The organism is Roseovarius sp. MS2, assembly GCF_051447875.1.
GTDB lineage: Bacteria > Pseudomonadota > Alphaproteobacteria > Rhodobacterales > Rhodobacteraceae > Roseovarius > Roseovarius mucosus_A.
In genome coordinates, this window is the sequence record NZ_JBKHVF010000001.1 from 1,948,067 (window position 1) to 1,973,633 (window position 25,567).

Genomic DNA, 25,567 nt, shown 5'->3' on the forward strand with positions numbered 1-25,567 from the left:
GCGATGTCGACACTGTCGCTAAATCAACGCGCCCTGCTTTTGTCGGTGGTGATGCTCTTTGTCGGGCTGTTCCTCTGGGAGATGTCCATTCCGGCGCAAAAAGCCGTGGGCGAGTTGACGGAATACGAGCGGTTGACCGGCGGGGGGGCGCAAAAGGCAGGTGTGCCGCCCCCGTCACAGGTTATGGCCAAGGCATGGGAAGAACTGAGCAATCCGTTCTACGATGCTGGACCCAATGACAAGGGGATCGGGATTCAGATCGGATACTCGATCTACCGGGTGCTGTCGGGCTATCTGATGGCGGCGGTGGTGGCGATACCGCTGGGGTTCCTGATCGGCATGTCGCCGGTCGCCTACAAAGCGCTCAACCCGTTCATTCAGGTGCTGCGCCCGATATCGCCGCTCGCGTGGATGCCGCTGGCTTTGTTCGTCATCCAAGACAGCGAGGCGAGCGCGATCTTCGTGATCTTCATCTGCTCGATCTGGCCCATGTTGATCAACACCGCCTTTGGCGTGGCAGGTGTACGACAGGATTGGGTGAATGTCGCACGGACGCATGAACTGGGGCATTTCAAGACCGCCTTTACGGTGATCCTGCCTGCGGCGGCACCGACCATCGTGACCGGCATGCGTATCTCTATCGGCATCGCGTGGCTTGTCATCGTCGCCGCCGAGATGCTCGTGGGGGGGACGGGTATTGGGTATTACGTCTGGAACGAGTGGAACAATCTTGATCTGACCTCGGTCATCTTTTCGATCCTGATGATCGGCATTGTCGGCATGATGCTGGATGCGGCCTTTGCCACGCTCCAGCGCGCCGTGGCCTATGCGGAATAAGGAGCCGTGAGATGAACAAACCGTTTCTGTCGATTGAGAACCTGACCCAGTGTTATCCGGATGGCCAAGGCGGCACGATGACCGTGTTCGAGAACGCCACATTCGGGGTGGAGAAGGGCGAATTCGTCGTTATCCTTGGGCATTCGGGCTGTGGCAAGTCTACCATCATGAACATTCTTGCGGGCCTTGCAGAGCCGACAAGCGGTGTGGTCAAGATGGATGGGTTCGAGGTGTCGGGCCCCAGCCTTGATCGGGGCGTGGTGTTTCAGAACTATTCCCTGCTGCCTTGGCTGAGCACACTCAAAAACGTGAGCTTTGGGGTCGCCGCGCGGCATCCGGATTGGTCCAAGGCCAAGGTGCTGGACCATTCCCGCGAGTATCTGGCGATGGTCGGGCTTGAGGGCGACGTGATCCACCGCAAGCCCAGCCAATTGTCGGGGGGCATGCGGCAGCGGGTGTCGATTGCCCGCGCCTTTGCCAATCATCCCAAGCTCTTGTTGCTGGATGAGCCGTTTGGCGCGCTCGATGCTCTGACGCGAGGGACCATTCAGGACGAGTTGCTCAAGATTTGGGGCGGCACCGGGCAGACCGTGTTTATGATCACCCATGACATCGACGAAGCGATCCTTCTGGCAGATCGTATCCTGCTCATGACCAACGGTCCCTTTGCCCGTGTGGCGGAATCGGTCGAGATCACGATCCCGCGCCCACGCAACCGGACCGAGATCGTGGAACATCCCAACTACTATCCGATCCGCAACCATCTGGTGCAGTTCCTTGGCAAGCGGTCCAAGGAATTGGCGGGGCAGGTATCCGACGGCGCGGCACAGACGCCCGAGACTGTGCGGATTGACCACGCACCACCCGAAGACGAGACCGGCGAGGCCCTGCGGCTACGCGCCGTGAACCTGTGACACCAATTTTCACCTGAGATCAAACGAATGGAGGACACTATGAAAGACACTGTGACTATGCCCGCGCTGATGACCAAGGAGGATGTAACCACCCTGATCCTGATCGCGAAGAAAAAGACCGGGAAGAAATGGGAAGAGATTGCTGAGGGCATCGGCATGTCGCCCGTCTGGACCCATTCGGCCTGCATGGGCATGAACACCATGCCCAAGGCCAAGGCTGAGGCGCTCGTCGCGCTGCTGGATCTGCCGGAGGAGGCGGTTTCGGTGCTGGAGGAGTATCCGACCAAGATCTGGGAACAAGCGGTGCCAACAGACCCGTGTATCTACCGCCTCTACGAGATTGTGGGCGTTTACGGCCCCACGATGAAGGCGTTGATCCAAGAAGAGTTTGGCGACGGTATCATGTCGGCGATTGATTTCGACATGAAGATCACCCGTGTCGCAAACCCCAAGGGGGACCGTGTCAAGGTTGAGATGTCGGGCAAGTTTCTGGGGTATAATTCCTGGTAATACGGGTCATCCTTTTATCTGGCCCGGCGATTGAAGCCGGGCCAGACGTGCAGACAAGCAACGCCTCCACGCTTCAGATCGTGGGGGATGTGCTGAGGATATAGAGCTTGCGCATATGCTCGTGGATCACCCATTCGCCGGTCCATCCCTGCGGCAAGACAAGAAGATCACCCGGACCGATATCGCGCGTTCCCTGCCCATCGGCATTCGTGACCGTGGCGCGGCCAGAGATGATATGGCAATATTCGCCCATCGCGGTGCGGTCGGCGGTGAAATGCCCCGGCTTGCATTCCCAAACGCCAATCTTCGTATGCCCATCGGCAGAGGTCCAGAGTTGCGCCGAGGCTTCCTCTTGTCCCGGTGTGAGGCTGGTCGGTTTCGGGGCAAAGGCGCCAATCGGCTGAGTGGCGAGGCTTTGATACGTCTTGAGGTCGATCATTTGGGTCTCCAAAGGTTCTTGTCGGTATCGCTATGTGACGCTGCGCGTGTCAGTGTTTCTTGTCTTGGCCGAATACTTGCACCAGGACCATCATCACGGTGGTCACAAGGATCATGATCGTCGAAATGGCCGCAATGGTCGGGTCAATCTGATCGCGCAGCGCGTTGAACATGTTGCGTGTCAAGGTTGGGTTGTCGCCGCCAGAAATGAACATTGCCACCACAACCTCGTCAAACGAGGTGAGAAAGGCCAAAAGCGCGCTCGTGACCACCGCAAACCGAATCTGCGGCAGGGTCACGGTTAGAAATGCCTTCCAGCGCGGGGCACCTAGGCTGCGGGCGGCCTGTTCTTGGCTCATGTCGTAACCTTTGAGGGCGGAGCCGGTGACGATCACCACCAGCGGCAGCGCCAGCACGGTATGGGCCAGAACCAATCCGGTTATGGTGTAAAGAAGATTGAGCTTCACATAGGCGTAGAACGCCCCAATCGCCACAAGCACCAGCGGCACCATCATCGGTGTGATCATCAGGACAAAGGCAACCCTGACAAAGGCAAACCGAGAGCTATGCAGCCCATAGGCCGCCAGAACCCCAATCGGCGTCGCCACGATCATGGTCAGAAAGGCCGTCTGAAAAGAGGTCCGCGCCGCCTGCATCCATTCGCTTGAGCCAAAGAAATTATCATACCAGCGGGTTGACCAGACCTCGGGTGGAAACTCAAGATATTGACTGTCCGAAAAGGACATCGGGATCACGATCAATGTGGGCGTGACCAGCAGGATCATCACGATCACCGCAAAGACATAAAGCCACAGGCGTTGGCCATGGGTGACTTGCGTGTCGGTCGCCGGGGAATTGAGCCAGTTGCGCATCAGTGCCCGCCTCCGGTCATCCGGTCGAGGTTCAGAAACCGGGATGCGACCCAGAGGATCGCCACAGTCAGGATCAGCAGCACCACGCCCAAGGCACTGGCCGCACCCCAATTCACGAATAACTCGATGTTCGAGACGATCTGCATCGACACCATAATCACCTTGCCCCCGCCCAGCACCGCCGGGGTGACAAAGAAGCCAAGGCAGAGGATGAACACCATCAGCGCCCCGGCAAAAAGCCCCGGCGCGGTGAGTGGAAAAAAGACTGTCCAAAACGCCACCCGTGGGCTTGCCCCGAGGTTAGCCGCCGCCTTGAGGCAATCGCGGTCAATCGCCTTCATCGCGCCGTAAACTGGCAGGATGAGAAATGGCAGCATGATATGCACCATGCCGATCAATGTGCCGGTCATGTTGTGAACGATCTTGAGCGGTTCATCCCAGAGGCCAAGCGAGATGGCCCAATTATTGATCAATCCCTGTTTCTGCAACAGCACCAGCCACGCATAGGTCCGCACCAAAAGTGAGGTCCAGAACGGCAAGAGCACGGTGATCAGGCACAGATTTGCAAGGCGGCTTGGCAGCTGCGACATGAAATAGGCAAAGGGATAGCCGATCAGGATGCACAGCCCGGTGGTCAACAGGCTGACCTGAAAGGTGGTGATGAAAATGCGCAGATAAGAGCGGCGGCTGATCATGCGCTCGTAATTCTCAAGCGAGAATTGCCCGTTTGCCCCGATGAACGAGACATAGAACAACCAGCCCACGGGAATGACCAGCACCACGAGAATAAGCAGGATTGCCGGTGAACTCAGACCAAAAAGCGTCAGCCGCTCTAACCGCTCGTCACGGCGCAGCCCGGCGGCATTGAGGGGCGCTGTCTGCATGCTCATGTTTGGCTTCCGTCGATCAACACTGTGTCTTCGGGTGCCAAGGTCAGGGTCACGCGGTCACCAAGCTGGGGCAGGGACGTTGCATTGCTGCCGCGCACCGCTCCGCGCAAAGCCACCATTTCGCCCGTGTCCAACCGCGCGTGCAGTAAATAGCTGTCGCCTTGATAGACCACATCGGTCGCGGTGGCGGCAAAATTATTGGCCCCCTCACGCGGTCCACCCGAAGAGAGCACGATGCGTTCGGGGCGGATCATCAGTTGAAGTTCGGGCGTGTCGGGCAAGGGGCCTGCATGGATCAGCGGCACCCCGCCAAAGGTCACGTCAGCGCCCAAACGGTTCACCCTCAGAAACGTGGAATCGCCGATGAAATCTGCCACAAACCGATTTGCGGGGTGTTCATAGAGATCGCGGGGGGTTGAGAGCTGCATGATGCGCCCATGGTTCACCACGGCGATCCGATCGGACATGGTCAGCGCCTCGCGCTGGTCATGGGTGACATAGACAGTGGTCATGCCCAGTTTTTCATGCAGATGCCGCAACTCGATCTGCATCTGGTCGCGCAGTTTCTTGTCGAGCGCGGATAGCGGTTCATCCATCAAGAGGATGCGAGGCTCAAACACAATGGCGCGCGCCACCGCGACTCGTTGCTTTTGCCCACCAGAGAGCTGGTCGACGCGACGATTGCCATAGCCGCCAAGCTGCACCGTTTCCAGCGCCCGCTCGACCCGTTCCGCGATCTCTGCCTTGGGGCGTTTGCGCAGACGCAAGGGATAGCCCACATTGCCCGCCACGGTCATATGCGGGAAAAGCGCATAGCTCTGAAAGGTCATGCCGACCTCGCGCAGATGTGGCGGGGTGCGGATAACTTCGCGGTCGCCAAACTTGAGACTGCCGCAATCGGGCCGGGTAAATCCCGCAAGCACCATCAAAAGCGTGGTCTTGCCAGACCCAGACGGCCCCAGAAGTGTCAGAAACTCACCGCTTTTGACTTCGAGCGACACATCGTCGAGGGCATGCACCGCCCCGTAGGTCTTGGTGACGTTCTGCACCGATATCGGCAGCGCTTCTGTGGCGGTGTTGGTCAATTGCTGCCCTCCGAGTGGTCTATTGGCGCAGACGGGCGCCGTAGCGCCCGTCAGGTCTTGTGTTGGGGCTTTGGTTACTCAGTCAGCATTTCCTGATACATCTCGGCGGCGACGGTTTCCCATTTTGCATACCATTCCAGAGAGATTGGCAATTGCATGGCCGCATTCTCGGGCGAGGAGGGCAGGCCGGCCGCAACCTCTGCGCTGATCTCACCTGTGTCATAGGCAGATTTGTTGGTCGGGCCGTAGGTGATGTATTTCGGCAGATCGTCCTGATACTCGGGTTTCGAGATTTCAGCGAGGAACTGCATCGCTGCATCCTTGTTCGGCGCACCTTTGGGGATTGCGAAACAGTCGTAATCCAGCAGCGCCTGATTGAAGCTGTAATCCACCTTGGCCCCATCCGCCGCAGCGGTATCAAAGCGGCCATTCCAGCCGGTGGTCATGTCGACCTCGCCATCCTTCATCAACTGGGCGTGCTGCGCACCAGAGGACCAGAAAACCGAGATATTGGGCCGCAGCTCGCGGATCTTGTTGAGCGCGCGCTCGATCCCCTCTTCCGAACTCAACACCTCATAAACCTGATCCATCGGCACGCCATCAGCCATCAGCGCCGGTTCAAGTGCGCCCGCAACTGACCCACGATAGGCGCGCGAGCCGGGGAATTTCTCGGCGTCAAAGAAATCGGCCCAGCTTTGCGGGCCGTTCTCGCCATAGGTGTCGGTGTTCCAGGCATAGACCGTCGAGAACACATCGCCCCCGACGCAATACTCGGAATAGAGGTTGGGATAAAAGTTGGACACGTCGATCACGTTGTAATCCAGCGGTTCCAAAAGCCCTTCTGCCCCGGCCCGCGCTGCAGAACCGGACCCACTGGCCACGATGTCAAACGTCACCTGCCCGGTTGAAACTTGCAGGCGGACATCGGCCATCCCGCCATATGTTTCCTGCTTGACCGTAACCCCAGTTGCCGCAGAGGCCGGTTCGAACAAGGCTTTGCTCTGTGCGTCCTGATAGGACCCGCCCCAAGAAGCGATGGTGATTTCCGTGCCCTGAGCGACAGCACCGCTCGCAAGCAGCGTGGCAGCGACGGTAAGTGAAAATGTCTTTCTCATCTTGTTTTTCTCCTGTTGGAATGCCGCGAAATGGCAGTACGTGCCGATTTTTATCATGTTTCGCTGGCTCGGCATGTTTCAGCGAAAGTTCAAAGTCAGGATGGATCCGCGACCATCGCCCGCCGGGTCTGTCTCTTGTCCATCCAGCGATACCAAGCGACCGTTGCAGGAAGAAACCACGGCTTGCCTGTATAAAGCGGTCGGGTCGGGTGTGGCACGTCGTCAAAGGCGGTCTTGCCCTCGGCGAGGCCCAGCACCTTTTGGCCGGTGCGCATGCCCAGATATCCCGCCATCGACACACCAGACCCGCAATAGCCCATGGCGTAATGCACCCCGTCGTGAACGCCGGTATGTGCCAACTCATCGAAACTATAGGCCACCGTGCCATGCCAGGAATGCGAAATTGCGCAGTCCTTCAATTGCGGAAAAATGCGGGTCATGCTTTCAAACAAGAGCGGCGCGCTGACCGACGTATCGGTTTCCGCCGCAGAGACGCGGCCGCCGAACAGGACACGCCGCCGATCCGGTGAAGCGCGGTAATAATAGAGCACTTTGCAGGTGTCGCTGGCGATCCGGTCGGTCGGGAACAACTCGTCGATCAGGCTCTCTGGTAATTCTTCTGTGGCAATGATGTAGCTGCCGATTGGGATCACCCGCCGTTGCATCCACGGGGTCAACGCGCCGGTATAGCCATTGGTGGCAACGATCACATCCCGCGCCCGGACCTCGCCCTTGGCGGTCTGCACGCGAAAGCCGGATCCTGTATTCTCAATCTTTCCAACGGGGCAATGCGCAACCACCTCGACGCCAGCGTTGAGTGCCGCCATCAACAGGCCACGATGATATTTGGCGGGATGCAGCGCGCAGTGTTTCGTAAACACCACCCCGCCGTGATAGAAATCTGTGCCCATCTCGCGATGCTGTTCGGCGCGGGGCACGGCAAAGCTCTCGATGCCTTCGCCTTTGTGCATTTGTTCCGCGTCGCGCACCAACATTTCGTAATGTGCGGGGGTGTGCGCGGCGTGAAACCGGCCAACGCGCTTGAAGTCACAGGCTATCCCCTCTTGGTCGATGAACTCACCGATCCATTTCAGCGCCCGCTCTCCCTCGCCACGCAGCGCGCGGGCCTTTTGTGCCCCAAATTTGGCGGTCAGCTTTTCCAGTGATGGCTTTACGCTGGTGCTGATCTGTCCGCCATTACGGGTGCTGCATCCAAAGCCTGCGGCCTCGGCGTCGATCACCACCGTTTTGCGACCGCCACGCGCCGTAGCGATAGCCGCGCTCAGCCCGGTATAGCCCGACCCCACGATCAGCACATCCGCATCACGCGGCGGATCCACAGGTAACACAGGCATCGGGCCAACCTGATCATGCCAATAGGGATGGTGCCGAGTCGATCCGGGTGAAGTGCGGTCCATCGCGTTACTCCGTTCGCAGGGCAAGCCAATGTGGCACCCTACAGATGCAAGGTCTAACGCTAGGGCAGAATTGGACGTTCTTTCATATCCAATTTGACAAAAAAATCAGACCAATTTCACCTCAGGGCAGGTAGGGTCCGTAGGGTTTCCATCCCGCGCCGAATGTCCTCGGGGGCTGCGCTGCCAAATCCGAAGACTAGGCCGGATCGGTCAATCGGGCTGAGGCAGTATTTCGAAAGCGGGGCCAGAACAACGCCGCGTTCCGCCGCCTGTGCCACGACCGCTTGCGCGTCAATTCCTGGCGCAAGATAGGCTGGCGTGTGGAATCCGCTGGCGGTTTCCTGAAGTGTGATACAGTCGGGCAGGATGCGGCTTTCCTCCATCAGCGCCTCATAGCGCGCCTTGTAGAGCCGCCGCATCAGCCGGATATGGGTGGCAAAATGGCCCTCGTCCATGAAATCAGCAACGGTTGCCTGCGTTGCCGTGGGCGGACCGCTGGCCCAGAACCGGAACATGCGATCAAACGCTTCGGTCATCCGCTCTGGCACAAGAACAAAGCCCAGCCGGAGCGATGGAAAGAGCGACTTTGAAAAGGTGCCGACATAGATCACGCGGCCAGAGGTATCCGTACTGCGCAGCGCCGGTTGGGGCGCGTTGCCATAGTAGAATTCCCCGTCATAGTCATCCTCTACGATCACCGCCTGCGCTGCGTCCGCCGCCTGCAACAGCTCGAACCGGCGTGCCAAAGACATGACATGGCCCAAAGGCTGTTGGTGCGATGGTGTGACAAACGCCATGCGGAAATGCGGGGCCTTGGCCAAGCCGTCGGCCACGATCAATCCGTCCTGATCCACGTCGACCGGCACCAGTTCGGCCCCTTCCGACAAGAGCGCATTGCGCGCGCCCGAGGCACCGGGGTTTTCCATCCAGACCCGATCACCGGGATTGAGCAACAGCCGCCCGATCAAGGCAAAGGCATGCTGTGCGCCAGAGGTGATGAAAATCTGCTCGTGGTGACACTGAATCCCCTTGAGCACGCTCAGATGGGTGGTGATCGCCCGGCGCAAAGGCTCATACCCCTTTGGCTGACCATAGCCCATCACCGCCCCGCGTGCGCCCCGCAGGTGCCGCGCCGAAAGCCGCGACCAATGCGCCAGCGGAAAAGCGTCGAGTGCCGGCAGCGCCGTCACAAAGGCGCGGGCCTCATGGGGCAACCAAGTGCGTTGGGCATAGCTCTTTTCGGCATGGTTGATGGCATAGGACACGCGGGGCTGTTGGGCCGTGGTATCCGAGGCGGTGGTCAGCACGGGCACTGAGGGCTGATGTTCCAGTGTGTCGCTGACAAAAGTGCCAGAGCCCACTTGCGACACCAGCATGCCCTCGGCAACCAGCCGGTCAACGGCGTCGATTACCGTGGTGCGCGATACGCCGGTTTCGCGCGCCAGCGTGCGCGTCGCAGGCAGGCGGTCGCCCGCTCGCAAACCGCCCGACAAGATGATATCGCGCAACGCCATGTAAAGTTGCACGCTCATGCCCTTGCGCGACGAGCGGTCGAGATGAATCGCGGACAAAAGCGCCCCTGCGGCTTGTTTCATGCGCAACTCCGACGCAATTGGTCTGCAGAGCGTACATGAATCTTGAGGGCGAGCAAGCCAATTGGCGCTCTCGGGGCGTCCTTACCTCTCGGAGACTTGATAGGTCGCAGAGTCGAGCCATGTCGGGGAAATCTCGACACCCCAGCCGGGGGCGTCTGTGACAATGGCATGGCCCCCCTCAATTCGGTAGGGATCACCCAGAAACAGCCCCTCTTGCCAAGGGTAATACTCGGGCCCCTCAATCGAGAATTCGAGGTATTTTCCCGCGTTGGGAATGGCGCGCAACAGATGCATGGTGCACATCGTCACCAGTGACAGATTTGCGGCATGCGGAGTGACGGGCAGGCCAGCGCGCGCAGCCATCTGGCAGACCTGCAAGGTGCGGTGCATGCCACCCATATACATCACATCGGGTTGCACGATATCGACTGCGCCCCGATCCAGCATCAACTGCCAACTGGAATATTCGCAATCCTGCTCGCCGCCCGCAACATCGAGCAAAAGCGCGGCCCGCACCGCGGCGGTCTGGTCATATTCCCAATAGGGGCAGGGCTCTTCAAAATGCCCGATGCCGTTGTCCTGCAGCAGTTTGCCCACCTCGATGGCGCGGGCGGGAGAATAGCAGGAATTGCCATCGACCAGCTTTTCGATGCCGTCCCCCAAAGCCCGCGACACGGTCGGCACCACGGCTTCGGTTCTGCCTGGCCATTCGTCGTGGTCGCGCCCGGCCTCTGCACCAACGCGCCATTTGAAGGCGGTAAACCCCTTGTCATCCCGCAGACGGCAAAAACGCTCGGCCTCATCCTCGGGGGTGATGTCGCGGCGCATGGAACTGGCATAGGCGCGCACCGGCCCAGGAGAGCCACCAAGCAGGGTTGCAACCGGCTTGCCCTCTAACTTGCCGCGCATGTCCCACAGCGCGGTATCAAGCCCGGTCATGGCGCGGCGCAGGTAACTGCCGGGATATTTCAACTCGCGTTCATAAATCAGATCAAGAGTATCGGCAAAGTCGAGTGCATCGGTCCCAAGCGCATGCGGCGCGATCTGGCGGTGAAAGATGGTGCAGGTAATATCGGCATTATAGGTCGACACCTGCCCCCAGCCCTGTGCGCCGCTGTCCGTGGTCACGCGCACAAAACCCACGAATTCGTTGCAAAAAGTCTCTAACCGCGCAATCCGCATGTCACTCTCCCGATGGTCTTGGGGTTCACGTTGCCGATAAAGCGGTTTGGAACAAGCGCCACTCTGGGATCAAATGCCAGTCCATTTCAATCTGCGATGTGCCCCGCGTTCAGGCCAGCTCGGACAATGCGGCGATAAAGCTCGAAAACAACTCTCCTTGCGAGCTTACCCGCAGTTTCGCGTAGATGTTGCGGCGATGGATTCGCACTGTGCCCGGTGAAATCCCCAAGGCGCGACCGGTGGCATCGGCAGAATGACCCTTGAGCACATATTCCACCACCTCTGCCTCGCGCGGGGTCAAAAGGTTGCGCCCAAAGCTCTGAAACGCGTCTTCGATCAGTTGCGGCAGGCGGGGGCCGTCTGTCTCGGGTCGTGCCGAGAATTGGGTGATCAGGCCACCCCACTGTTTCTGGGCGATGGCCGCGACAAAGGGAAAGGCGGCCTCAAGATCGCGGAACTCGCGGGCAGAGAAGACCTTGTGTTCGCGCATGGCGGAAATCACTACGCCGACCTCATCCCCAATGTTGAGGATAAAGCCTATTTCTTCGGCAAGTCCGGTCTGGATGTAATAATTGCGGAAATATTCTGCTTGATAGAACCGATCCGGTGCCAGATCGCGCAACCGTGCGAGACGGGGCAACGTCGGGGCGGCGGCATTGAGATAGAAGGGATCCAGCAGATAGGGCCCCTCTTGATAGTCATCTACCATTACCTTGCGCTTGGCAGCGGGAAAATCATCATAAAGATCAAGAGGTTTGTGATCACGGTAATAGGCAAAGATTACGGTGAACTCATAGGGCACGATGCTGCGCAACGCTGTGGTGAGAGCCGAGGCAAACCCGGGCGTTCCAAGCGCCGAGACCGCGCGCGCGCTGGTTTCGAACCAATCTGACATTTGGGTTCTTGTCGTCATCTATGCTCTTTATGATATATACAACCGTCCGCGATTTTCTTACCGTTTTGTGATTGTATGGCATAGGCGCAGGGGCGCGGCAACACGAGAGGACCGGCATGCTGGATGCGAATGCCGAAGCGGGGATCAGGATGGGCGCGAGCCGGGAACAGGGGACGCACAGCACACAGGGCCATCCCTCGGACGAGGATTGCGTCGCAGAATTCGTCGGGGCCACCAAGCGGTTTGGCGCCGTGCTGGCAGCGGACCGGATCAACCTGCGTATCCGGCGTGGAGAGTTCCTGTCGTTCCTTGGCCCATCGGGCTGTGGCAAGACGACGGCGTTGCGCATGTTGGCTGGGTTCGAGAGCCCGAGTGACGGCACGGTGCGGATCGACGGACAGGATGTCAGCCGTGTGCCCGCCTATGCGCGCCCGGTGAACATGGTGTTTCAGCACTACGCGCTCTTTCCGCATATGACCGTGGCGCAAAATATCGGCTACGGATTGCGGCAGGTGCGGCCCAAACTGGCGAAATCCGAGATTGCCGCGAGGGTCGATGCCGCCTTGGCCAAGGTGCGGCTGGATGCGTTTGGCGCGCGGCGCACGTGGGAATTGTCGGGCGGGCAACAGCAGCGCGTGGCGCTGGCGCGGGCGATCATCAACGAACCCAAGCTCTTGTTGCTGGATGAGCCGATGGCGGCGCTCGATGCCAAGCTGCGCGGCGAGATGCAGCGCGAATTGCTTGATCTGCAACGCAGCCTTGGCATCACCTTTGTGCTGGTCACCCATGATCAGGAAGAGGCGCTGTCGATGTCGGACCGGATTTGCATCATGGGCGCGGGGCGGATTGCGCAGGTGGGCACGCCGCAGGATCTCTATGATCGGCCGCGCAATCGCTATGTGGCGGATTTCGTGGGCAAGGCGAATATCCTGAAGGGCGAGGTTCTCTCGCGGGAGGCAGGTCTGGCGCGCATCGCCCTTGCCGGTGGTGCGCAGGTGCTCGTCCCCGATACCGCGGGCGATACGCGTCGCCATGTCGAAATTGCGGTGCGTCCCGAGGCATTGCGCCTTGCCGTGCCGGGCGAGGCCCCGGGCGAGGATGCGATGCTGCGGGCACGGATCACTCACCGCACCTTTTTGGGGGATCATACCGAATATCTGATGCAGGCCGACGACATCGGCCCTCTTCAGGTCAATGTTCCGCGACAGGCCGAAAGAGCCTTGGGCGGGCAGGGGGTGGGCGATCAGGTCCATATCCTCTGGACGGCGGGCACCGGATTGGTCCTTGCCGCTGACGAGTGACGGATAACAACTGCACCACGTTCAACAAGGGAAACGAGACGATGACACAGGATAACACACCGATTTCGCGCAAGAAATTCATTGAAGAACTGCGCCGCTACGAAAAGGGTTCGATCAGCCGACGGCAGTTTCTGGGCACAACGGGCCTTGGCACTGCGATGGCGGTTCTGGGGGGCGCGTTGCCGGGCCTGCTGCCGGGGCGCGCCATGGCGCAGGATCTGGGCGACCGCGTGGTTCTGGCAACCTGGCCCAATTATCACGACGCGGCAAACTTTGACCTCTTCGCCACCGAGACCGGCGTTTTCTCTCAGGTCAATGTGTTTGGCTCGAATGAGGAAATGCTGGCCAAGATTCAGGCGGGTGGTTCGGGCTGGGACGTATTCGTTCCAACCAACTATGCGATTTCCACCTATGTCGAGGCCGGTTTGATCGAGCCTTTGGATCTGTCGAAATTGACCAATTACGACCCCGCCGCGTTTGATGCGCGCTTTGCCGATGCGGGTACGATTGATGGCAAGGTCTATGCCGTGCCGAAAAACTGGGGCACCACGGGGATTGCCTCGAACACCGCCAAGACCGGCGGCGTGGTCGATAGCTGGAAGACCTTTTTTGACGGGGCCAAGGATCAGTTCGACGGGCGCGTCATGGTGCATGACTATCAACTGACCACCATCGGCAATGCGTTGGCCTATTTCGGCTATAGCTTTAATTCGGTTGATCCGGCGGAACTGGCCGAGGCTGAAAAGTTGCTGATCGAGGTCAAGCCGCATCTCTTTGCGATCTCCTCGGATTATCAGCCTGCAATGCGCAACGGCGATGCTTGGCTTACGATGTGTTGGACGGGGGATGGCAAGCAGCTCAATACTGACCTTCCCGAAATCGCCTTTGCCTTGGGCAAAGAGGGGGGCGAAATCTGGTCGGATTACTATGCCATTCCGGTCGGCGCGCCGCACCGCGAGGCGGCCTATGCGCTGATCGATTATCTGCTCGCGCCCGAGGTCAATGCGCGTGAGGCCTTGGCGCATGGCTATCCGGTGGCGGATGCGCGCACCAATGCGCTTTTGCCCGAAGAGTTGCTGAATGATCCCATCCTATACCCGGCGGCAGAGGCGCTTAATGCGCTGGAGTTCGGCGCGGCGGTCACGCTGACCGATCCCAACCGCGCCGAATTGATGGCCCGGTTCAAATCAGCCTGATCAGAGGACCAAGGGCGATGGCCATGACACGGACACGGGCGCGCGCGCTGCTGCTGATGCCTGCGGGCATCTGGTATGGTGTGCTGCTCTTGTTCCCTTTGGCCGTCGTCCTCGTCTTTTCCTTTGGCGAGCGCAATCCGATTGGCGGCTATGCGCCGGGCTTTACGTTGGAGCAATATGCCAACCTGCCCGCCCGGTTTGCCGCGTTTCGCAACACCCTGACATTGGCGCCGCTGGGCACGCTGGCGGCGTTATTCATTGCCTATCCGCTGGCCTATTATCTGGCGTTGAAAGTGTCGGCGCGATGGAAGACGACGCTGCTTATTCTGGTGATCGTGCCGTTCTGGACCTCGATCCTGATCCGGTCTTATGCGTGGATTTATCTGCTTGGGGGCAATGGTATCCCGGCGCTGCTGGAGGCGGTGGGGCTGGGCGATATCCGGCTGATCAACACACCCTTTGCGGTGCTGGTTGGGATTGTTTATGGCTATCTGCCGCTAATGGTCTTTCCCATCTACGTGGCCCTGGAAAAGCTGGATCGCAGCCTGTTAGAGGCGGCGGCGGATCTGGGCACGCCACCGTGGCGCAGTTTTCTACAGATCACTTTGCCGCTGTCGATGCCGGGGGTTTTGACAGGCTCTATGCTGGTGTTCATCCTGCTGACCGGCGAATTTCTGATCCCGGCCATTCTGGGTGGCGGAAAGGTGTTCTTTGTTGGCAATGCGCTGGTCGATCTCTTTTTGCAGTCGCGCAACTGGGCCTTCGGATCGGCAGTGGCGGTGGCGCTGATTGTGATCATGCTGATCGTGGTCGTTCTCTACAGTCGGGCCGTCCGGCGGTTTGGCGCGGGCCGCGACGATATCGGGCTGATGTGAGGATGTTATGAGAGCCTATGCCATTGCCGTCTTTGCATTTCTCTACCTGCCCATCGGGATCATTGCGCTGTTCTCTTTTTCTGCCGGGCGGTCGGCGAGTTCGATGCAGGGGTTCTCAACCGAATGGTATGGCCGCGCGCTGAGCAATCCCTTTGTGATGGAGGCGCTTTGGACCTCGATTAAGGTGGCGTTTCTGTCAGCGGTGTTGGCGACGGTCATGGGCACCATGGCGGCGCTGGCGCTTACCGGTATGCGGGGGCGGTTGCGGGTGTTTTTCGACACGCTGGTTCATGTTGCGGTGATGATCCCCGGCATCGTGATCGGCATTGCCACACTGATCGCATTGGTGACGGTGTTCGATCTGATCAATCCGTGGCTTGAGGCGATGAGTGGCCGCAGGCTGTCTTTGGGCATGGGGTCGCTTATCGGGCTGCATGGGATGTTCACCATGTCCTTGGTGATCCTGCTGGTGCGCGGGCGGCTTGAGAGTTTTGATCGCGCGCAGATCGAGGCCTCTGGCGATCTGGGGGCCGGTCCGGTGGCGACCTTTGTGCAAGTGACGCTGCCGCAGATCGCCCCGGCTATTCTGGCGGGGTTTCTGTTGGCCTTCACCTTTAGCTTTGACGATTTCATCATGGCCTTCTTTGTCGCAGGGTCCGAAACGACCCTGCCGATCTATATTTTCTCGTCGATCCGCCGGGGGGTGACGCCTGAAATCAATGCGATTGGCACGATGGTGATGATGGCCTCGTTGACACTGTTGATCATCGCGCAAGTGCTGCTGCGGCCCGGTGCGCCGCGCGCAGGGCGCTGACCGAATGCAGGAGGCAGGGATGCTCAAGGATCGTATTGCACTGGTCACGGCGGCGGGGTCAGGGATTGGCCGGGCGGGGGCTGTTGCGATGGCCCGCGAGGGGGCGGTGGTCATTGTCACCGATCTTGATGGCGGACTGGCGCAAGAGACCTTGGCGCAGATCGAAGCGGCAGGCGGACGGGGGGCAGCCTTTGCGCTTGATGTGACAGAGGATGCGGCATGCGCTGCGATGGTCGCGCAGGTGGTCGCGGATTGGGGACGGATCGACGTCTTGCACAGCCACGCGGGTATTCAGATACCGGGGCGGGCCGAGGATGTGACACCTGCGCAGATGGATGCTGCTTGGGCGCTCAATGTGCGGGCGCATTTCGTTCTGTCGCGCGCGGTCATTGCCCCGATGCGCGCGCAGGGTGGCGGATCGGTGATTGTCACGGCCTCGAATTCGGGCTGTCAGTATGATCGGGGTATGGTGTCTTATGCCACGACCAAACATGCCGCCGTGGCGATGGTCAAACAGATGGCAGTGGATTATGCGGCTGAGAACATTCGCTTCAACGCGCTATGCCCCGGCTTTGTTGATACACCGTTCAATGCCGGATTCGAGACGCAGATGGGCGGGCGCAAGGCGCTCGAATCCTACGTTGCCGGGTCTATCCCGATGGGGCGATGGGCCAGTGTCGAAGAAATCGCGCATGGGATTGTTTATCTGGCCTCCGACCGCTCCAGCTTTGTGACCGGTCTGGCGCTTGTGATCGACGGCGGAGAGATGCTCTAGGTCGAAGGACCGGCGCGGTTGCACTGGCTATTTCGTTTCCGGGTGTCAGAGGGTAGAACTGAACGCATCAATTAACGGGAGAGTGCGATGCGCAGGGCTCTTATCATCATTCTGGTCAGCCTTCTGTCTGGGGCACTCCTTGGAGCGGCCCCGGCGACTGCCGCTTCGCTTGGCCGGTTTGAGGTGCATGGCGTCGAGGGCGACGACATGCTCAAGATGCGGGCAGGGCCCGGTATTGGCTATGACGTGATCGTAGGCCTACCGAATGGTACGGTGCTGCGGGTGCATAGCTGTCAACAGACGGGCGGCACTCGCTGGTGTGAAGTATCACTGGAGCGGGCGCGTGGGCTGCGGGGGCATGTGTCTTGGGCCTATCTGCGCAAGCTATGAGAAGCGCTTTGCCCATCGTCTTGGCGTTGCTGCTGTGCCTCGGGTTTGCGGTGTCGGGGGCCCGCGCGGCTGATGTGGCACCGCCGCCCGCTGGGCTGTTGTGGAACAAGACCGGCTTGCCAGCCGTTTTCCCCCTTCAGGTCAAAACCTTGCCAGGGCGTGATCATGTCGTCACTTTAATCGACGCCGAGACCAGAGAAGAGGCCTTGGCCGCCTATATCCGCGGTGGCGCGTTTTTTAGAGTTTTGGTGCCGCCGGGCGTATACCGGCTGCGATTTGCAAGTGGCAAGCACTGGCAGGGAGAGGCGTTGTTTTTTGGTGAGGGGCCTGACACTGACGTCTTTGAACTGCGCCGGGTGTTGCGGTTCGAGACGCGCGGGCTTGGCACCAAAGCGGGGCATATCGTTGACCTGCGGGGCCGTGGTACAGAAGCGCAGATAACGGAGCAGCGTATCTGCCAATCCTTCCGGCCGGATTTCCCGCGGCCAATAATCCGTCCGCGCGAGGACAGGCGTGCAGTTGGCCCTGACTACGAAGTGCCGCAACGCCGCGACGTGCGATCCCGCTACTGCGGCTAGTGCCTACATCGCGAAAGCTTCAACGAAAAGGTGAGAGGCTTGGCAGCGATCGTCATTTAACACGAGCATTAAGCGAAGTTTGGATTTTTAAAGCCACCCCACCGTATTCTGTAGGCAATATTTACGTATTATCAAGGCCTTGCGCAAAGCCGGGGCCGCGCTGCTCTTGTCTTACCTCATACTTGCGACTCGTCAGATCAGCATCAGGCCCAGGCATGATGTGTCAGGACCGCGCAGCGCGTCGGGCAAGTGCGGCGATAAGGTCTGTTCTTGTGACTATGCCAACGATTTTTCCGTACTCTATGACGGGAACAGCATCAGTATCACCATCCGCCATAATGGGGAGGAGTGCTCCGATCGGGGTATTGGTCGTCACGCGCGGGACTGCGACGCTCATGATGTCACTTGCCGTCATCGGTCCTGCTCGATCACGGTCCAAAAGGCGCTTGAAGGATGGCAAAAAGCCGCGATGCAGGCGCAGCGCATCTTCTCTGGCTTGACTGATGAGATGCATCTGAAAGATGACGCCAAGGAATTTTGTGTCTGGTCCCACGACGGGAAGCGACGTGAATCGATGCTTTCTGAAGATATCCGCGATCTCACCAAGCGTGGTGTCTGGATTGGCCGTGACAAGATTGCGCGACATGATGTCCTGTGCCGTCAAGGGGCCTGCGGAATGCGCAGCGGCCTGAAGTTCCGCCGCACCGATGAGCCGAGCCAGATCCTCGACACCGAGGTTGAATGATTGACTGAAGCGTTCAAGGATGCTGGTCAACTCGCCTTCTGAAAGGCCAAGCCGCTCTGTAGGATTGCGATCTTCTGTGCGATGGTTGCTTGGATCATCGAATTGCCGGAACGGATAATGCCGCCCGGTAAGTCTCGCGTATCCAGTCGCGAGCACGACAAGCGCGGTTGTTCCGATTGCGATAGGGGCCAGGGCAAACCAGAAACCCAGATGTTCAATTGCCTCTGGCGACATGGCGGCAGTCATCGCCACGGCACCTGCCGGAGGATGCAGCGCGCGGCATAAGATTGTCGCCGTGATCGCAAGACCAACAGCCAATGCGATTCTGAGGGAGATGTCCCCCACGACAAGGCATACGGCCACCCCGACAATGGCACCAACGGTGTTGCCGACAATGGCAGACCACGGCTGTGCAAGGGGGCTATTTGGCACGGCGAACAAAAGGACTGCCGATGCACCAAAAGGGGCCACGAGAAACAGACCCAGATCGAGATCAATCTGTGGCGACAGAAGGAAAAGCCCGGTCAGTCCGAGGCCAATGAGCGCTCCAACGCCTGCGCGCACAGCCTCCGCGCCGGAAACCCGGGCAACGGCTGGGCCGAGTGATCTCAGAATATGCAACTGCGCGACTCCCCTAAAAGATGTGCGCAGAGTTTCACCAGATTGTTACAGGTTCAATCAATCACACTGCGACACGCCGGCTGGCTGTACATCAAGGCTAAGCCATGCGTCGCAAAAAGGATAGACGCGCGCGGGGCAGCACCCTATGCGATGGCCATGACCAATACCTCCTCCGCCTCCCCGTCGACCGACCGCATTCTAGCGGGTGTCGCCCTGATGCTTGGGTTTTGCGTGACAGCACCCCTCCTCGATGTGGCGGCCAAGCTGGCATCGACCAGCGTACCAGTAGGACAGATCACCGCCGCGCGATTTATCGTGCAATGCGCGCTGATGACGCCGTTTGTTTTGATCATGGGGCTGTCCCTGCGGGTGCCGCGCGCGCACTGGCTGGCACTGCTGTTTCGTGCGGTGCTGCTCTTTGTCTCCACCTTCTGCTTCATCGCTGCGATCCGCGTGATGCCACTGGCCGATGCGCTGGCGATTGTGTTCGTTGCCCCGTTCATCGTGCTTTTGGTCGGCAAGTTCTACTTGGGCGAAGATGTTGGCCCGCGCCGCGTGGGCGCCGCGATGGTGGGCTTTGTGGGCGTCCTCTTGGTGATCCAGCCCAGCTTCGCGGCCTTTGGCGCGGTGGCGCTGTTTCCGCTGGGCACGGCGGTTGGGTTTGCGTTCTACATTCTGGTGACACGCGGGCTGTCACGGCGGATGCATCCCGTCACGTTGCAGTTCCACACCGGCCTGATCGCCAGCCTGCTCTGCCTCCCGGTGGTGATACTGGCCGAGGGCACGGGGATTGAGATGCTCGATCCGGTCTGGCCAGAGGGCATTGCATGGCTGTGGTTGCTGGGGGTCGGTTTTTTCGCCACGCTGAGCCATATGATGATGACGTATGCGCTGTCCCTTGCTCCTTCGGCCACGCTGGCACCTCTGCAATATCTAGAGCTGCCGGTGGCGACATTGCTGGGCTATCTGGTGTTTCGCGATTTCCCCAATGCGCTTACCCTTACGGGGATCGCCATCATCATCGGTTCGGGCCTTTACATGATCCACCGCGAACGGGTCACGGCCCGCCAATTGATGACCGAACGCGCCGCGCCACCGATTTGACGCGGATAAGATTGCTTGTTGAGCTTAATGAGAGCCGCTCGCTCTTTGTGTGTTCTCAGTCCTTTCGCCTGAGATTTTTTCAAGATAATCGAGACTTTCTGTCTCATTATTTGCGTGAAATCTCTTTAAATTCTACTCAAATTCTGTCTTTATGGAAGGGCCTCAACCGGGCCTAGAGTGACCAAGCCTTCCTAGGTCGGCAGGGGTTTGTGAGTGCCCCCGCATCCCCGGGCGCGACCTCCAGAACGCCCGGGGATCTCTGGCAAGATTACCCAAAACGAGCCGGATGCGATATCCCGACCTATCCTGCGGTGACGACCTCACTGTCGATGTTTCGCCTCAAATCTGAACGGACAAGAGTTCTGAAACTTGCCGTGTTTCTGATCAATCTTCACCTCTGAAATCAAGATTTCGAGCGGGTGCAGTTTTTAGAAACTCAAGTGACCTTTGCGAAAACTCTGTGTGTAAACGAATGATATTAAACAAATAAATAATCTTGCAAAAATAAGCGTTCTGCTTAACGATTATTACAGGCTCAATTGCGAGTCTAAAAAGCCAATATGAGCAAAGAGGCTCTTCAACTGCGGTTCACACCGCGTTGAAGGGCCTTTTTTCGTTGCCGAATCAAACGGCTGCTCGGTTCCAACAGAGGAGAAGTCTGAATGAAACGTCGTGATTTTCTAGGAGGGGTCAGTGCGGTTGGGATGGGCAGTGCGCTTTCCGCCCCGGCACTTCTTTCGACGCTGAGCCGCGCCGCAGCGCAGGGCAGCGACATTCCCGTGGGTCTGCTTTTTTCCCTCACCGGAGCGGTGGCTGTTGTCGAAAGCACGCTGCATGATGCGGCCTTGATGGCGATTGAGGAAATCAATGCCGCCGGTGGTGTGCATGGCATGCAACTGCGTCCGATCATCGAAGATCCCGCCTCTGATCCCGCAACCTATGCCGACCGGGCGCGTCGTCTGATGATCCGCGACAAATGCGTCAGCGTGTTCGGCTCCTACACTTCGGCCAGTCGGCAGGCGGTTCTGCCGGTGACTGAGCAACGCAATAACCTCTACTGGTATCCGACGCTCTACGAGGGGCGCGAGTGCTCGCGCAACGTCATGTATGGCGGCGCTGTACCGAACCAGCAGCAGGATGATCTGATCCCCTGGGCGATCGAGAATTTCGGGCCGCGTTTCTACATGATCGGCAACAATTACGTCTATCCCAAGGAAGAGAACAATTACTGCAAGACCCTGTTGGCAAAGCATGGCGGCGAGGTGGTGCATGAAGAATATGTGCCGTTGGGTCATTCCGATTTCAGCTCGGTCATCAATCGCATCCGCGCCGAGGAACCAGACGTGATCTTTGCCACCGTGGTCGGTGATTCCGATGTGGCCTTTGCCCGGCAATATCATGCCGCAGAACTGGACCCGGCCAAGATGCCGGTCATCAGCCTTACACGCTCTGAGGTCGAGGTTAAGGCCATCGGCGGAGAGGCGGCTGCCGGTCACTTCTCGTCCGCGCCCTATTTCATGGGCACTCAGACGCCGGAAAACGAGCGCTTTGTCGAGGCATACAAATCCCGATATGGCGGGGATCAGGTGACGCATTTCGTCAGCGAAGCGGCCTACTTTCAAGTGTACCAATTCAAGGCCGCTTTAGAGAAGCTCGACCCGTCAAACATCACCCCAGAGGCGATCCGCGACGCCGCGGTTGGTCTGGCACTGACCGCCCCCCAAGGTGAGGTGCTGATTGATGAGAACCTGCACACACATCTCTGGCCCAAGATCGGTCAGTGGCAAGCCAACGGTCAGGCCGAGGTTGTGGTTCAGTCCCAGAGCCGCGTCGCACCCCTGCCTTATGCCGCCTATGAGGGGCAGCGCTGCACGGGTCAGGGCCTCGTAGAAGGCTGAGCCGCAAGGCCAAACGTCGTCAACAACAAGAATACGGATCGCCCGGCCCCTCTATTTGGGCCGGGCCAGCGAGAGGCGTGTCTCGATGGACGTGATACTAAATCAGTTATTCGCAGGGCTGAGCATGGCTTCGATCCTGCTCATGATCGCTCTGGGGTTGGCGATCATCTATGGTGCGATGGGTGTCATCAATCTTGCGCATGGCGAGTTCGTGATGCTGGGTGCTTATGCGGCATGGGCCCTGCAGAGCTATGCTGGCTTTAGCATCATCGTGGCGCTGCCCTTTGTTTTTATTGCCGTCGCCGCTGTGGGTTGGATCATCGAAAAGGTGATCGTGCAACGCCTTTACCACCGCCCTCTGGACACGATCCTAGCGACCTGGGGGATCGGCATTATCCTGCAGCAACTGGTGCGTCTGTCGGTCGGCGCCGAGTCGCGCTTTGTCAAAGGCCCCGATATCCTGAGTGGAAACACTCAGATTGGCGGCCTGATCATGTCAAACTACCGCTTGTTTGTGATCGTTTTCTCGCTTTCCGTTCTCGCCGCGTCTTGGGCACTCATGACCAAGACAGAGTTTGGCATGAAGCTGCGCGCCGTCATTCAGAACCGCAAGATTTCTGAATGCTACGGGATAGAGGCAAAGAATATATACTCATTCACCTTTGCCTATGGTGCGGGGCTTGCGGGCATCGCCGGCGCACTCATCACCCCGCTTTTCAGCACAATCCCTACCATGGGCACTGGCCTGGTGGTGGATGCCTTTCTTGTCGTCATCGTCGGGGGCCTTGGCAGTCTTTTGGGGGCGGCCACCGCATCCGTTCTTATCGGTGAGGCAACGGCGCTGTTCTCAATGCTGTTCAATGACACGTTGGGGCGCATCGCGGTCCTTGCGGGGATTATCGTCCTGATCCGGTTCCGCCCGCGTGGCCTCTTCCCATCCAATACCCGCCGTTGAGGAGCGCACTATGACAACCAGATTATACTATGACCTCGCGGCACTGGTCCTCTTTGCCCTTGTGATCGTGCTTGGTGTTCCCGCGCTGATGGGCTTTGACGGGTTTGAGCTGAATACCTTTGCCCGTTATCTCGCATTGGCGATTGTTTCACTGGCCCTTGCCCTGTCTTGGGGAAGCGCGGGGTTGCTCAACCTTGGTCAGGCTGCAACCTTTGGCATGGGATCTTATGCCATGGCCATGCATCTCAAGCTGAAGGCCAGCGGCGAGGCATTGCCGGATTTCATGGGCTGGAACAATGTTCCGGAACTGCCGTTGCTTTGGGTTCCGTTCCACTCTCTCGGCTTTACCCTGTTGGCCGGGCTCCTGGTGCCGGCATTCGTGGGGGGGCTGATTGCGATCTTCATGTTCCGCGCGCGAATTGCCGGCGTCTTTGTCGCGATCATTACCTTGGCCTTTTTGGTGGCGTTTCAACTGGTCGTGATCGAGCAGCAAGGGATCACGGGCGGGCAAAACGGCCTGACGGGATTGGCCCCACTCAGCCTGATGGGATGGACGGTCGATACCTACGGAGTTGGGTTTTACTACCTTGTTGCCGGTTGCTTGATGGCGGCGGTTACGTTTGGCCTCTATCTCACGCACAGTAAGTTCGGCTTGATCCTGCGCGCCATCCGTGAGGATGCCGATCGTACGCGGTTCTTTGGCTATAACGTGGCCAATTACCAGACGGTGATCTTCTGTATTTCGGCCGCGCTCGCTGGTTGGTCTGGCATGCTCTACACGCTGGTGCTGGAATTCGCCTCGCCCACTTACATGAGCGTCTCGTTCAGCTTGGCCATCGTTATCTGGTGCGCAGTGGGCGGGCGGGACTCGGTCATCGCAGCGGCGATTGGCGCGATTATCGTCAACCTGCTCGAAGGGCGCCTTTCCGACGTGTTCGTCGAAGGCTGGAACCTGATGCTTGGCGTGATCTTTGTTCTGGTCGTCATGTTTATGCCGCGTGGGCTTCACGGGGTGATCAGCGACCTTTGGCAAGGGCTGTGCCAGGGCATGCGCAAAGATCGCACGCCCTCTTCCACCCCAAATCGCGGCGCGCAGCCGGTCAAATCTGGACAGGAGCGATAGCGATGAGCCAACTACAAGTAACGAACCTTCAAGTGGATTTTGGCGGATTGCGCGCCGTTGATGGGCTGAGCTTTGATGTGGCCCAAGGCGAGATCCTTTGCCTTCTTGGTCCTAACGGCGCTGGCAAATCGACAACGCTTGACCTGATTTGCGGCAAGACCCAACCCACAGGCGGCTCGATCCGTTTTGAAGGTACGGAAATCTCACAGATGCTGGAGTTCCGGCGCGCGCGTCTGGGGATCGGGCGCAAGTTTCAGGTGCCGTCCGTCTACAAGGAACTGACCGTCGCCGAAAATCTGTCAGTCGCGCGGTCGCGTCGACCGGGAATCTGGCACGCTCTCACGCGTTTTGCATTGTCAGACGGGCATGCAGCGGCCCCCATCCTCGAACGTGTCGGGCTGGAGGCAAAGGCAAACGATCTTGCGGGAAACCTGTCTCACGGCGAGACCCAATGGCTCGAAATTGCCATGCTGATTGCGCAGGACAGTCGGTTGATCCTGATGGATGAACCCACCGCAGGGATGACCATTCAGGAAACCGAGCGCACAGCCGAAATCTTTCGTGTGCTCTCGGACAGTCACACACTGATCGTCGTCGAGCATGACATGTCCTTTGTGCGCACCGTCGCTGACAGGATCGTGGTCATGAACCGTGGGGCCATGCTGGCGCAGGGTACGATCCAAGAGATCGAGACCAACGAAGACGTCAAAACCGCATATCTGGGGCATTGATCATGGAAACCATGCAGGCAAAGGACCTCTATTCCTTCTACGGCAAGAGCCCGGTGATACAGGGCGTCTCGTTTGACTTGGAGCCCGGCGAGTTCTTGGCAATCCTCGGGCGGAACGGCGTTGGCAAGACGACACTTCTCAAGTCGATCATGGGGCTAACAGACCGTTGCGATGGCGGGCTCATTTTTGGCGAACAGGACCTTTTGAGCCGAAGCACATCGCAAAGGGCAAAGCTGGGCATCGCGTATATCCCCCAAGGTCGCGAGATCATTCCGAACTTTACGGTTCGGGAAAACATCGTGATGGGCACTTTTGCCCGTCCTGACGGCAAGCGGGAAATTCCCGACTACCTCTTTGAGATGTTCCCAATTCTCGACGAGTTTATCGGGCGCAAGGGCGGCGATCTGTCGGGTGGACAACAGCAGCAACTGGCCATTGCGCGGGCCTTGGCGATGGATCCCAAAATCCTCATCCTCGACGAGCCGACCGAAGGCATCCAGCCCAACATCGTCAAACAGATCGAGGACGCCATTATCCGCCTGAATAGAGAACGCGGACTTGGGATCATTCTGGTCGAACAGAACGTCCCCTTTGCCCGCCGAGCATCTGACCGGTTCATGGTGCTCGACAAGGGCCGCGTTGTTCTAAGCGGGCTCAGCAAGGATCTCACCGACTCTGTCGTGGAGAAGCACCTGACCTTCTGAAGGTCG

The 25,567-nt window shown here is 58.9% G+C and carries 26 protein-coding genes; 16 read left to right on the forward strand and 10 right to left on the reverse strand.

What is annotated here, in order from left to right; genetic code table 11:
• Positions 1-3: 3 nt before the first annotated feature.
• The 3 genes from ntrB to cynS are packed head-to-tail and all read left to right on the forward strand — an operon-like array spanning position 4 to position 2,261.
• Positions 4-837: a nitrate ABC transporter permease gene (gene ntrB / locus ACLGGT_RS09570; RefSeq protein WP_151976998.1), complete on the forward strand. Its 834-nt coding sequence runs from the start codon at positions 4-6 to the stop codon at positions 835-837.
• Positions 838-848: 11 nt separating this feature from the next.
• Positions 849-1,751, forward strand: a complete 903-nt coding sequence (locus ACLGGT_RS09575) for an ABC transporter ATP-binding protein (protein ID WP_151977000.1) — start codon at positions 849-851, stop codon at positions 1,749-1,751.
• Positions 1,752-1,778: 27 nt separating this feature from the next.
• Entirely contained in the window at positions 1,779-2,261 is a 483-nt protein-coding gene (gene cynS / locus ACLGGT_RS09580) for a cyanase (RefSeq protein ID WP_437195860.1), read from the forward strand.
• Positions 2,262-2,334: 73 nt separating this feature from the next.
• Here cynS and ACLGGT_RS09585 read toward each other — a convergent pair whose 3' ends face one another.
• From ACLGGT_RS09585 to ACLGGT_RS09625, 9 genes are all read right to left on the reverse strand, one after another.
• Entirely contained in the window at positions 2,335-2,700 is a 366-nt protein-coding gene (locus tag ACLGGT_RS09585) for a cupin domain-containing protein (protein WP_437195862.1), read from the reverse strand.
• 49 nt (positions 2,701-2,749) lie between these two features.
• Positions 2,750-3,571, reverse strand: a complete 822-nt coding sequence (locus ACLGGT_RS09590; protein WP_008281552.1) for an ABC transporter permease — start codon at positions 3,569-3,571, stop codon at positions 2,750-2,752.
• Entirely contained in the window at positions 3,571-4,461 is an 891-nt protein-coding gene (locus ACLGGT_RS09595; RefSeq protein WP_437195864.1) for an ABC transporter permease, read from the reverse strand. Before ACLGGT_RS09595 ends, ACLGGT_RS09590 begins: the two co-directional genes overlap by 1 nt.
• Positions 4,458-5,546 carry an ABC transporter ATP-binding protein gene (locus tag ACLGGT_RS09600; protein ID WP_437195866.1) on the reverse strand — a complete coding sequence of 363 codons (1,089 nt, stop codon included), beginning with the start codon at positions 5,544-5,546 and terminating at the stop codon, positions 4,458-4,460. The genes ACLGGT_RS09595 and ACLGGT_RS09600 overlap by 4 nt, the downstream gene beginning before the upstream one ends.
• 74 nt (positions 5,547-5,620) lie before the next feature.
• Positions 5,621-6,661 (reverse strand): polyamine ABC transporter substrate-binding protein, encoded by a 1,041-nt coding sequence (locus ACLGGT_RS09605; RefSeq protein ID WP_081506931.1) that lies wholly within the window; start codon positions 6,659-6,661, stop codon positions 5,621-5,623.
• A gap of 95 nt (positions 6,662-6,756) precedes the next feature.
• Positions 6,757-8,016 carry an NAD(P)/FAD-dependent oxidoreductase gene (locus tag ACLGGT_RS09610; RefSeq protein ID WP_037298122.1) on the reverse strand — a complete coding sequence of 420 codons (1,260 nt, stop codon included), beginning with the start codon at positions 8,014-8,016 and terminating at the stop codon, positions 6,757-6,759.
• 179 nt (positions 8,017-8,195) lie between these two features.
• Positions 8,196-9,674 carry a PLP-dependent aminotransferase family protein gene (locus tag ACLGGT_RS09615; RefSeq protein ID WP_151977005.1) on the reverse strand — a complete coding sequence of 493 codons (1,479 nt, stop codon included), beginning with the start codon at positions 9,672-9,674 and terminating at the stop codon, positions 8,196-8,198.
• 81 nt (positions 9,675-9,755) lie between these two features.
• On the reverse strand, positions 9,756-10,856 hold the full coding sequence (locus ACLGGT_RS09620) for a mandelate racemase/muconate lactonizing enzyme family protein (RefSeq protein ID WP_375554269.1): 1,101 nt from the start codon (positions 10,854-10,856) through the stop codon (positions 9,756-9,758).
• A 109-nt stretch (positions 10,857-10,965) separates the two neighbouring features.
• On the reverse strand, positions 10,966-11,769 hold the full coding sequence (locus ACLGGT_RS09625) for a response regulator transcription factor (RefSeq protein WP_437195868.1): 804 nt from the start codon (positions 11,767-11,769) through the stop codon (positions 10,966-10,968).
• A 98-nt stretch (positions 11,770-11,867) separates the two neighbouring features.
• Here ACLGGT_RS09625 and ACLGGT_RS09630 point away from each other — a divergent pair, with 98 nt between their 5' ends.
• The 7 genes from ACLGGT_RS09630 to ACLGGT_RS09660 all read left to right on the forward strand — a co-directional run bounded on the left by ACLGGT_RS09630 (position 11,868) and on the right by ACLGGT_RS09660 (position 17,680).
• The gene (locus ACLGGT_RS09630; RefSeq protein ID WP_437195870.1) at positions 11,868-13,052 is read left to right on the forward strand and encodes an ABC transporter ATP-binding protein; all 1,185 of its coding nucleotides are present in this window, start codon (positions 11,868-11,870) and stop codon (positions 13,050-13,052) included.
• A 41-nt stretch (positions 13,053-13,093) separates the two neighbouring features.
• On the forward strand, positions 13,094-14,248 hold the full coding sequence (locus ACLGGT_RS09635) for an ABC transporter substrate-binding protein (protein WP_437195872.1): 1,155 nt from the start codon (positions 13,094-13,096) through the stop codon (positions 14,246-14,248).
• A 17-nt stretch (positions 14,249-14,265) separates the two neighbouring features.
• Positions 14,266-15,123, forward strand: a complete 858-nt coding sequence (locus tag ACLGGT_RS09640; protein WP_437195874.1) for an ABC transporter permease — start codon at positions 14,266-14,268, stop codon at positions 15,121-15,123.
• A 7-nt stretch (positions 15,124-15,130) separates the two neighbouring features.
• Positions 15,131-15,937 (forward strand): ABC transporter permease, encoded by an 807-nt coding sequence (locus ACLGGT_RS09645; protein WP_437195876.1) that lies wholly within the window; start codon positions 15,131-15,133, stop codon positions 15,935-15,937.
• Positions 15,938-15,941: 4 nt separating this feature from the next.
• Positions 15,942-16,712: an SDR family NAD(P)-dependent oxidoreductase gene (locus ACLGGT_RS09650; protein WP_081506925.1), complete on the forward strand. Its 771-nt coding sequence runs from the start codon at positions 15,942-15,944 to the stop codon at positions 16,710-16,712.
• Positions 16,713-16,799: 87 nt separating this feature from the next.
• On the forward strand, positions 16,800-17,102 hold the full coding sequence (locus ACLGGT_RS09655) for an SH3 domain-containing protein (RefSeq protein ID WP_437195878.1): 303 nt from the start codon (positions 16,800-16,802) through the stop codon (positions 17,100-17,102).
• Positions 17,103-17,110: 8 nt separating this feature from the next.
• Positions 17,111-17,680: a hypothetical protein gene (locus ACLGGT_RS09660; RefSeq protein ID WP_437195880.1), complete on the forward strand. Its 570-nt coding sequence runs from the start codon at positions 17,111-17,113 to the stop codon at positions 17,678-17,680.
• 223 nt (positions 17,681-17,903) lie between these two features.
• Here the strand turns inward: ACLGGT_RS09660 and ACLGGT_RS09665 are convergent, their stop codons facing one another.
• Positions 17,904-19,046, reverse strand: coding sequence for an HPP family protein (locus ACLGGT_RS09665; protein ID WP_437195882.1), 1,143 nt, complete (start codon positions 19,044-19,046; stop codon positions 17,904-17,906).
• A gap of 156 nt (positions 19,047-19,202) precedes the next feature.
• Here ACLGGT_RS09665 and ACLGGT_RS09670 point away from each other — a divergent pair, with 156 nt between their 5' ends.
• The 6 genes from ACLGGT_RS09670 (at position 19,203) to urtE (ending at position 25,561) form a co-directional block, all read left to right on the forward strand.
• On the forward strand, positions 19,203-20,150 hold the full coding sequence (locus tag ACLGGT_RS09670) for a DMT family transporter (protein WP_037298130.1): 948 nt from the start codon (positions 19,203-19,205) through the stop codon (positions 20,148-20,150).
• Positions 20,151-20,812: 662 nt separating this feature from the next.
• The gene (locus ACLGGT_RS09675) at positions 20,813-22,048 is read left to right on the forward strand and encodes a transporter substrate-binding domain-containing protein (protein ID WP_037297995.1); all 1,236 of its coding nucleotides are present in this window, start codon (positions 20,813-20,815) and stop codon (positions 22,046-22,048) included.
• An 85-nt stretch (positions 22,049-22,133) separates the two neighbouring features.
• Positions 22,134-23,003 carry an urea ABC transporter permease subunit UrtB gene (urtB, locus tag ACLGGT_RS09680; RefSeq protein ID WP_437195884.1) on the forward strand — a complete coding sequence of 290 codons (870 nt, stop codon included), beginning with the start codon at positions 22,134-22,136 and terminating at the stop codon, positions 23,001-23,003.
• A 10-nt stretch (positions 23,004-23,013) separates the two neighbouring features.
• Entirely contained in the window at positions 23,014-24,126 is a 1,113-nt protein-coding gene (gene urtC / locus ACLGGT_RS09685; protein WP_081506921.1) for an urea ABC transporter permease subunit UrtC, read from the forward strand.
• A gap of 2 nt (positions 24,127-24,128) precedes the next feature.
• Positions 24,129-24,857: an ABC transporter ATP-binding protein gene (locus ACLGGT_RS09690; protein ID WP_037297998.1), complete on the forward strand. Its 729-nt coding sequence runs from the start codon at positions 24,129-24,131 to the stop codon at positions 24,855-24,857.
• Between the two features lie 2 nt (positions 24,858-24,859).
• The gene (gene urtE / locus ACLGGT_RS09695; RefSeq protein WP_008281574.1) at positions 24,860-25,561 is read left to right on the forward strand and encodes an urea ABC transporter ATP-binding subunit UrtE; all 702 of its coding nucleotides are present in this window, start codon (positions 24,860-24,862) and stop codon (positions 25,559-25,561) included.
• Positions 25,562-25,567 lie beyond the last annotated feature (6 nt).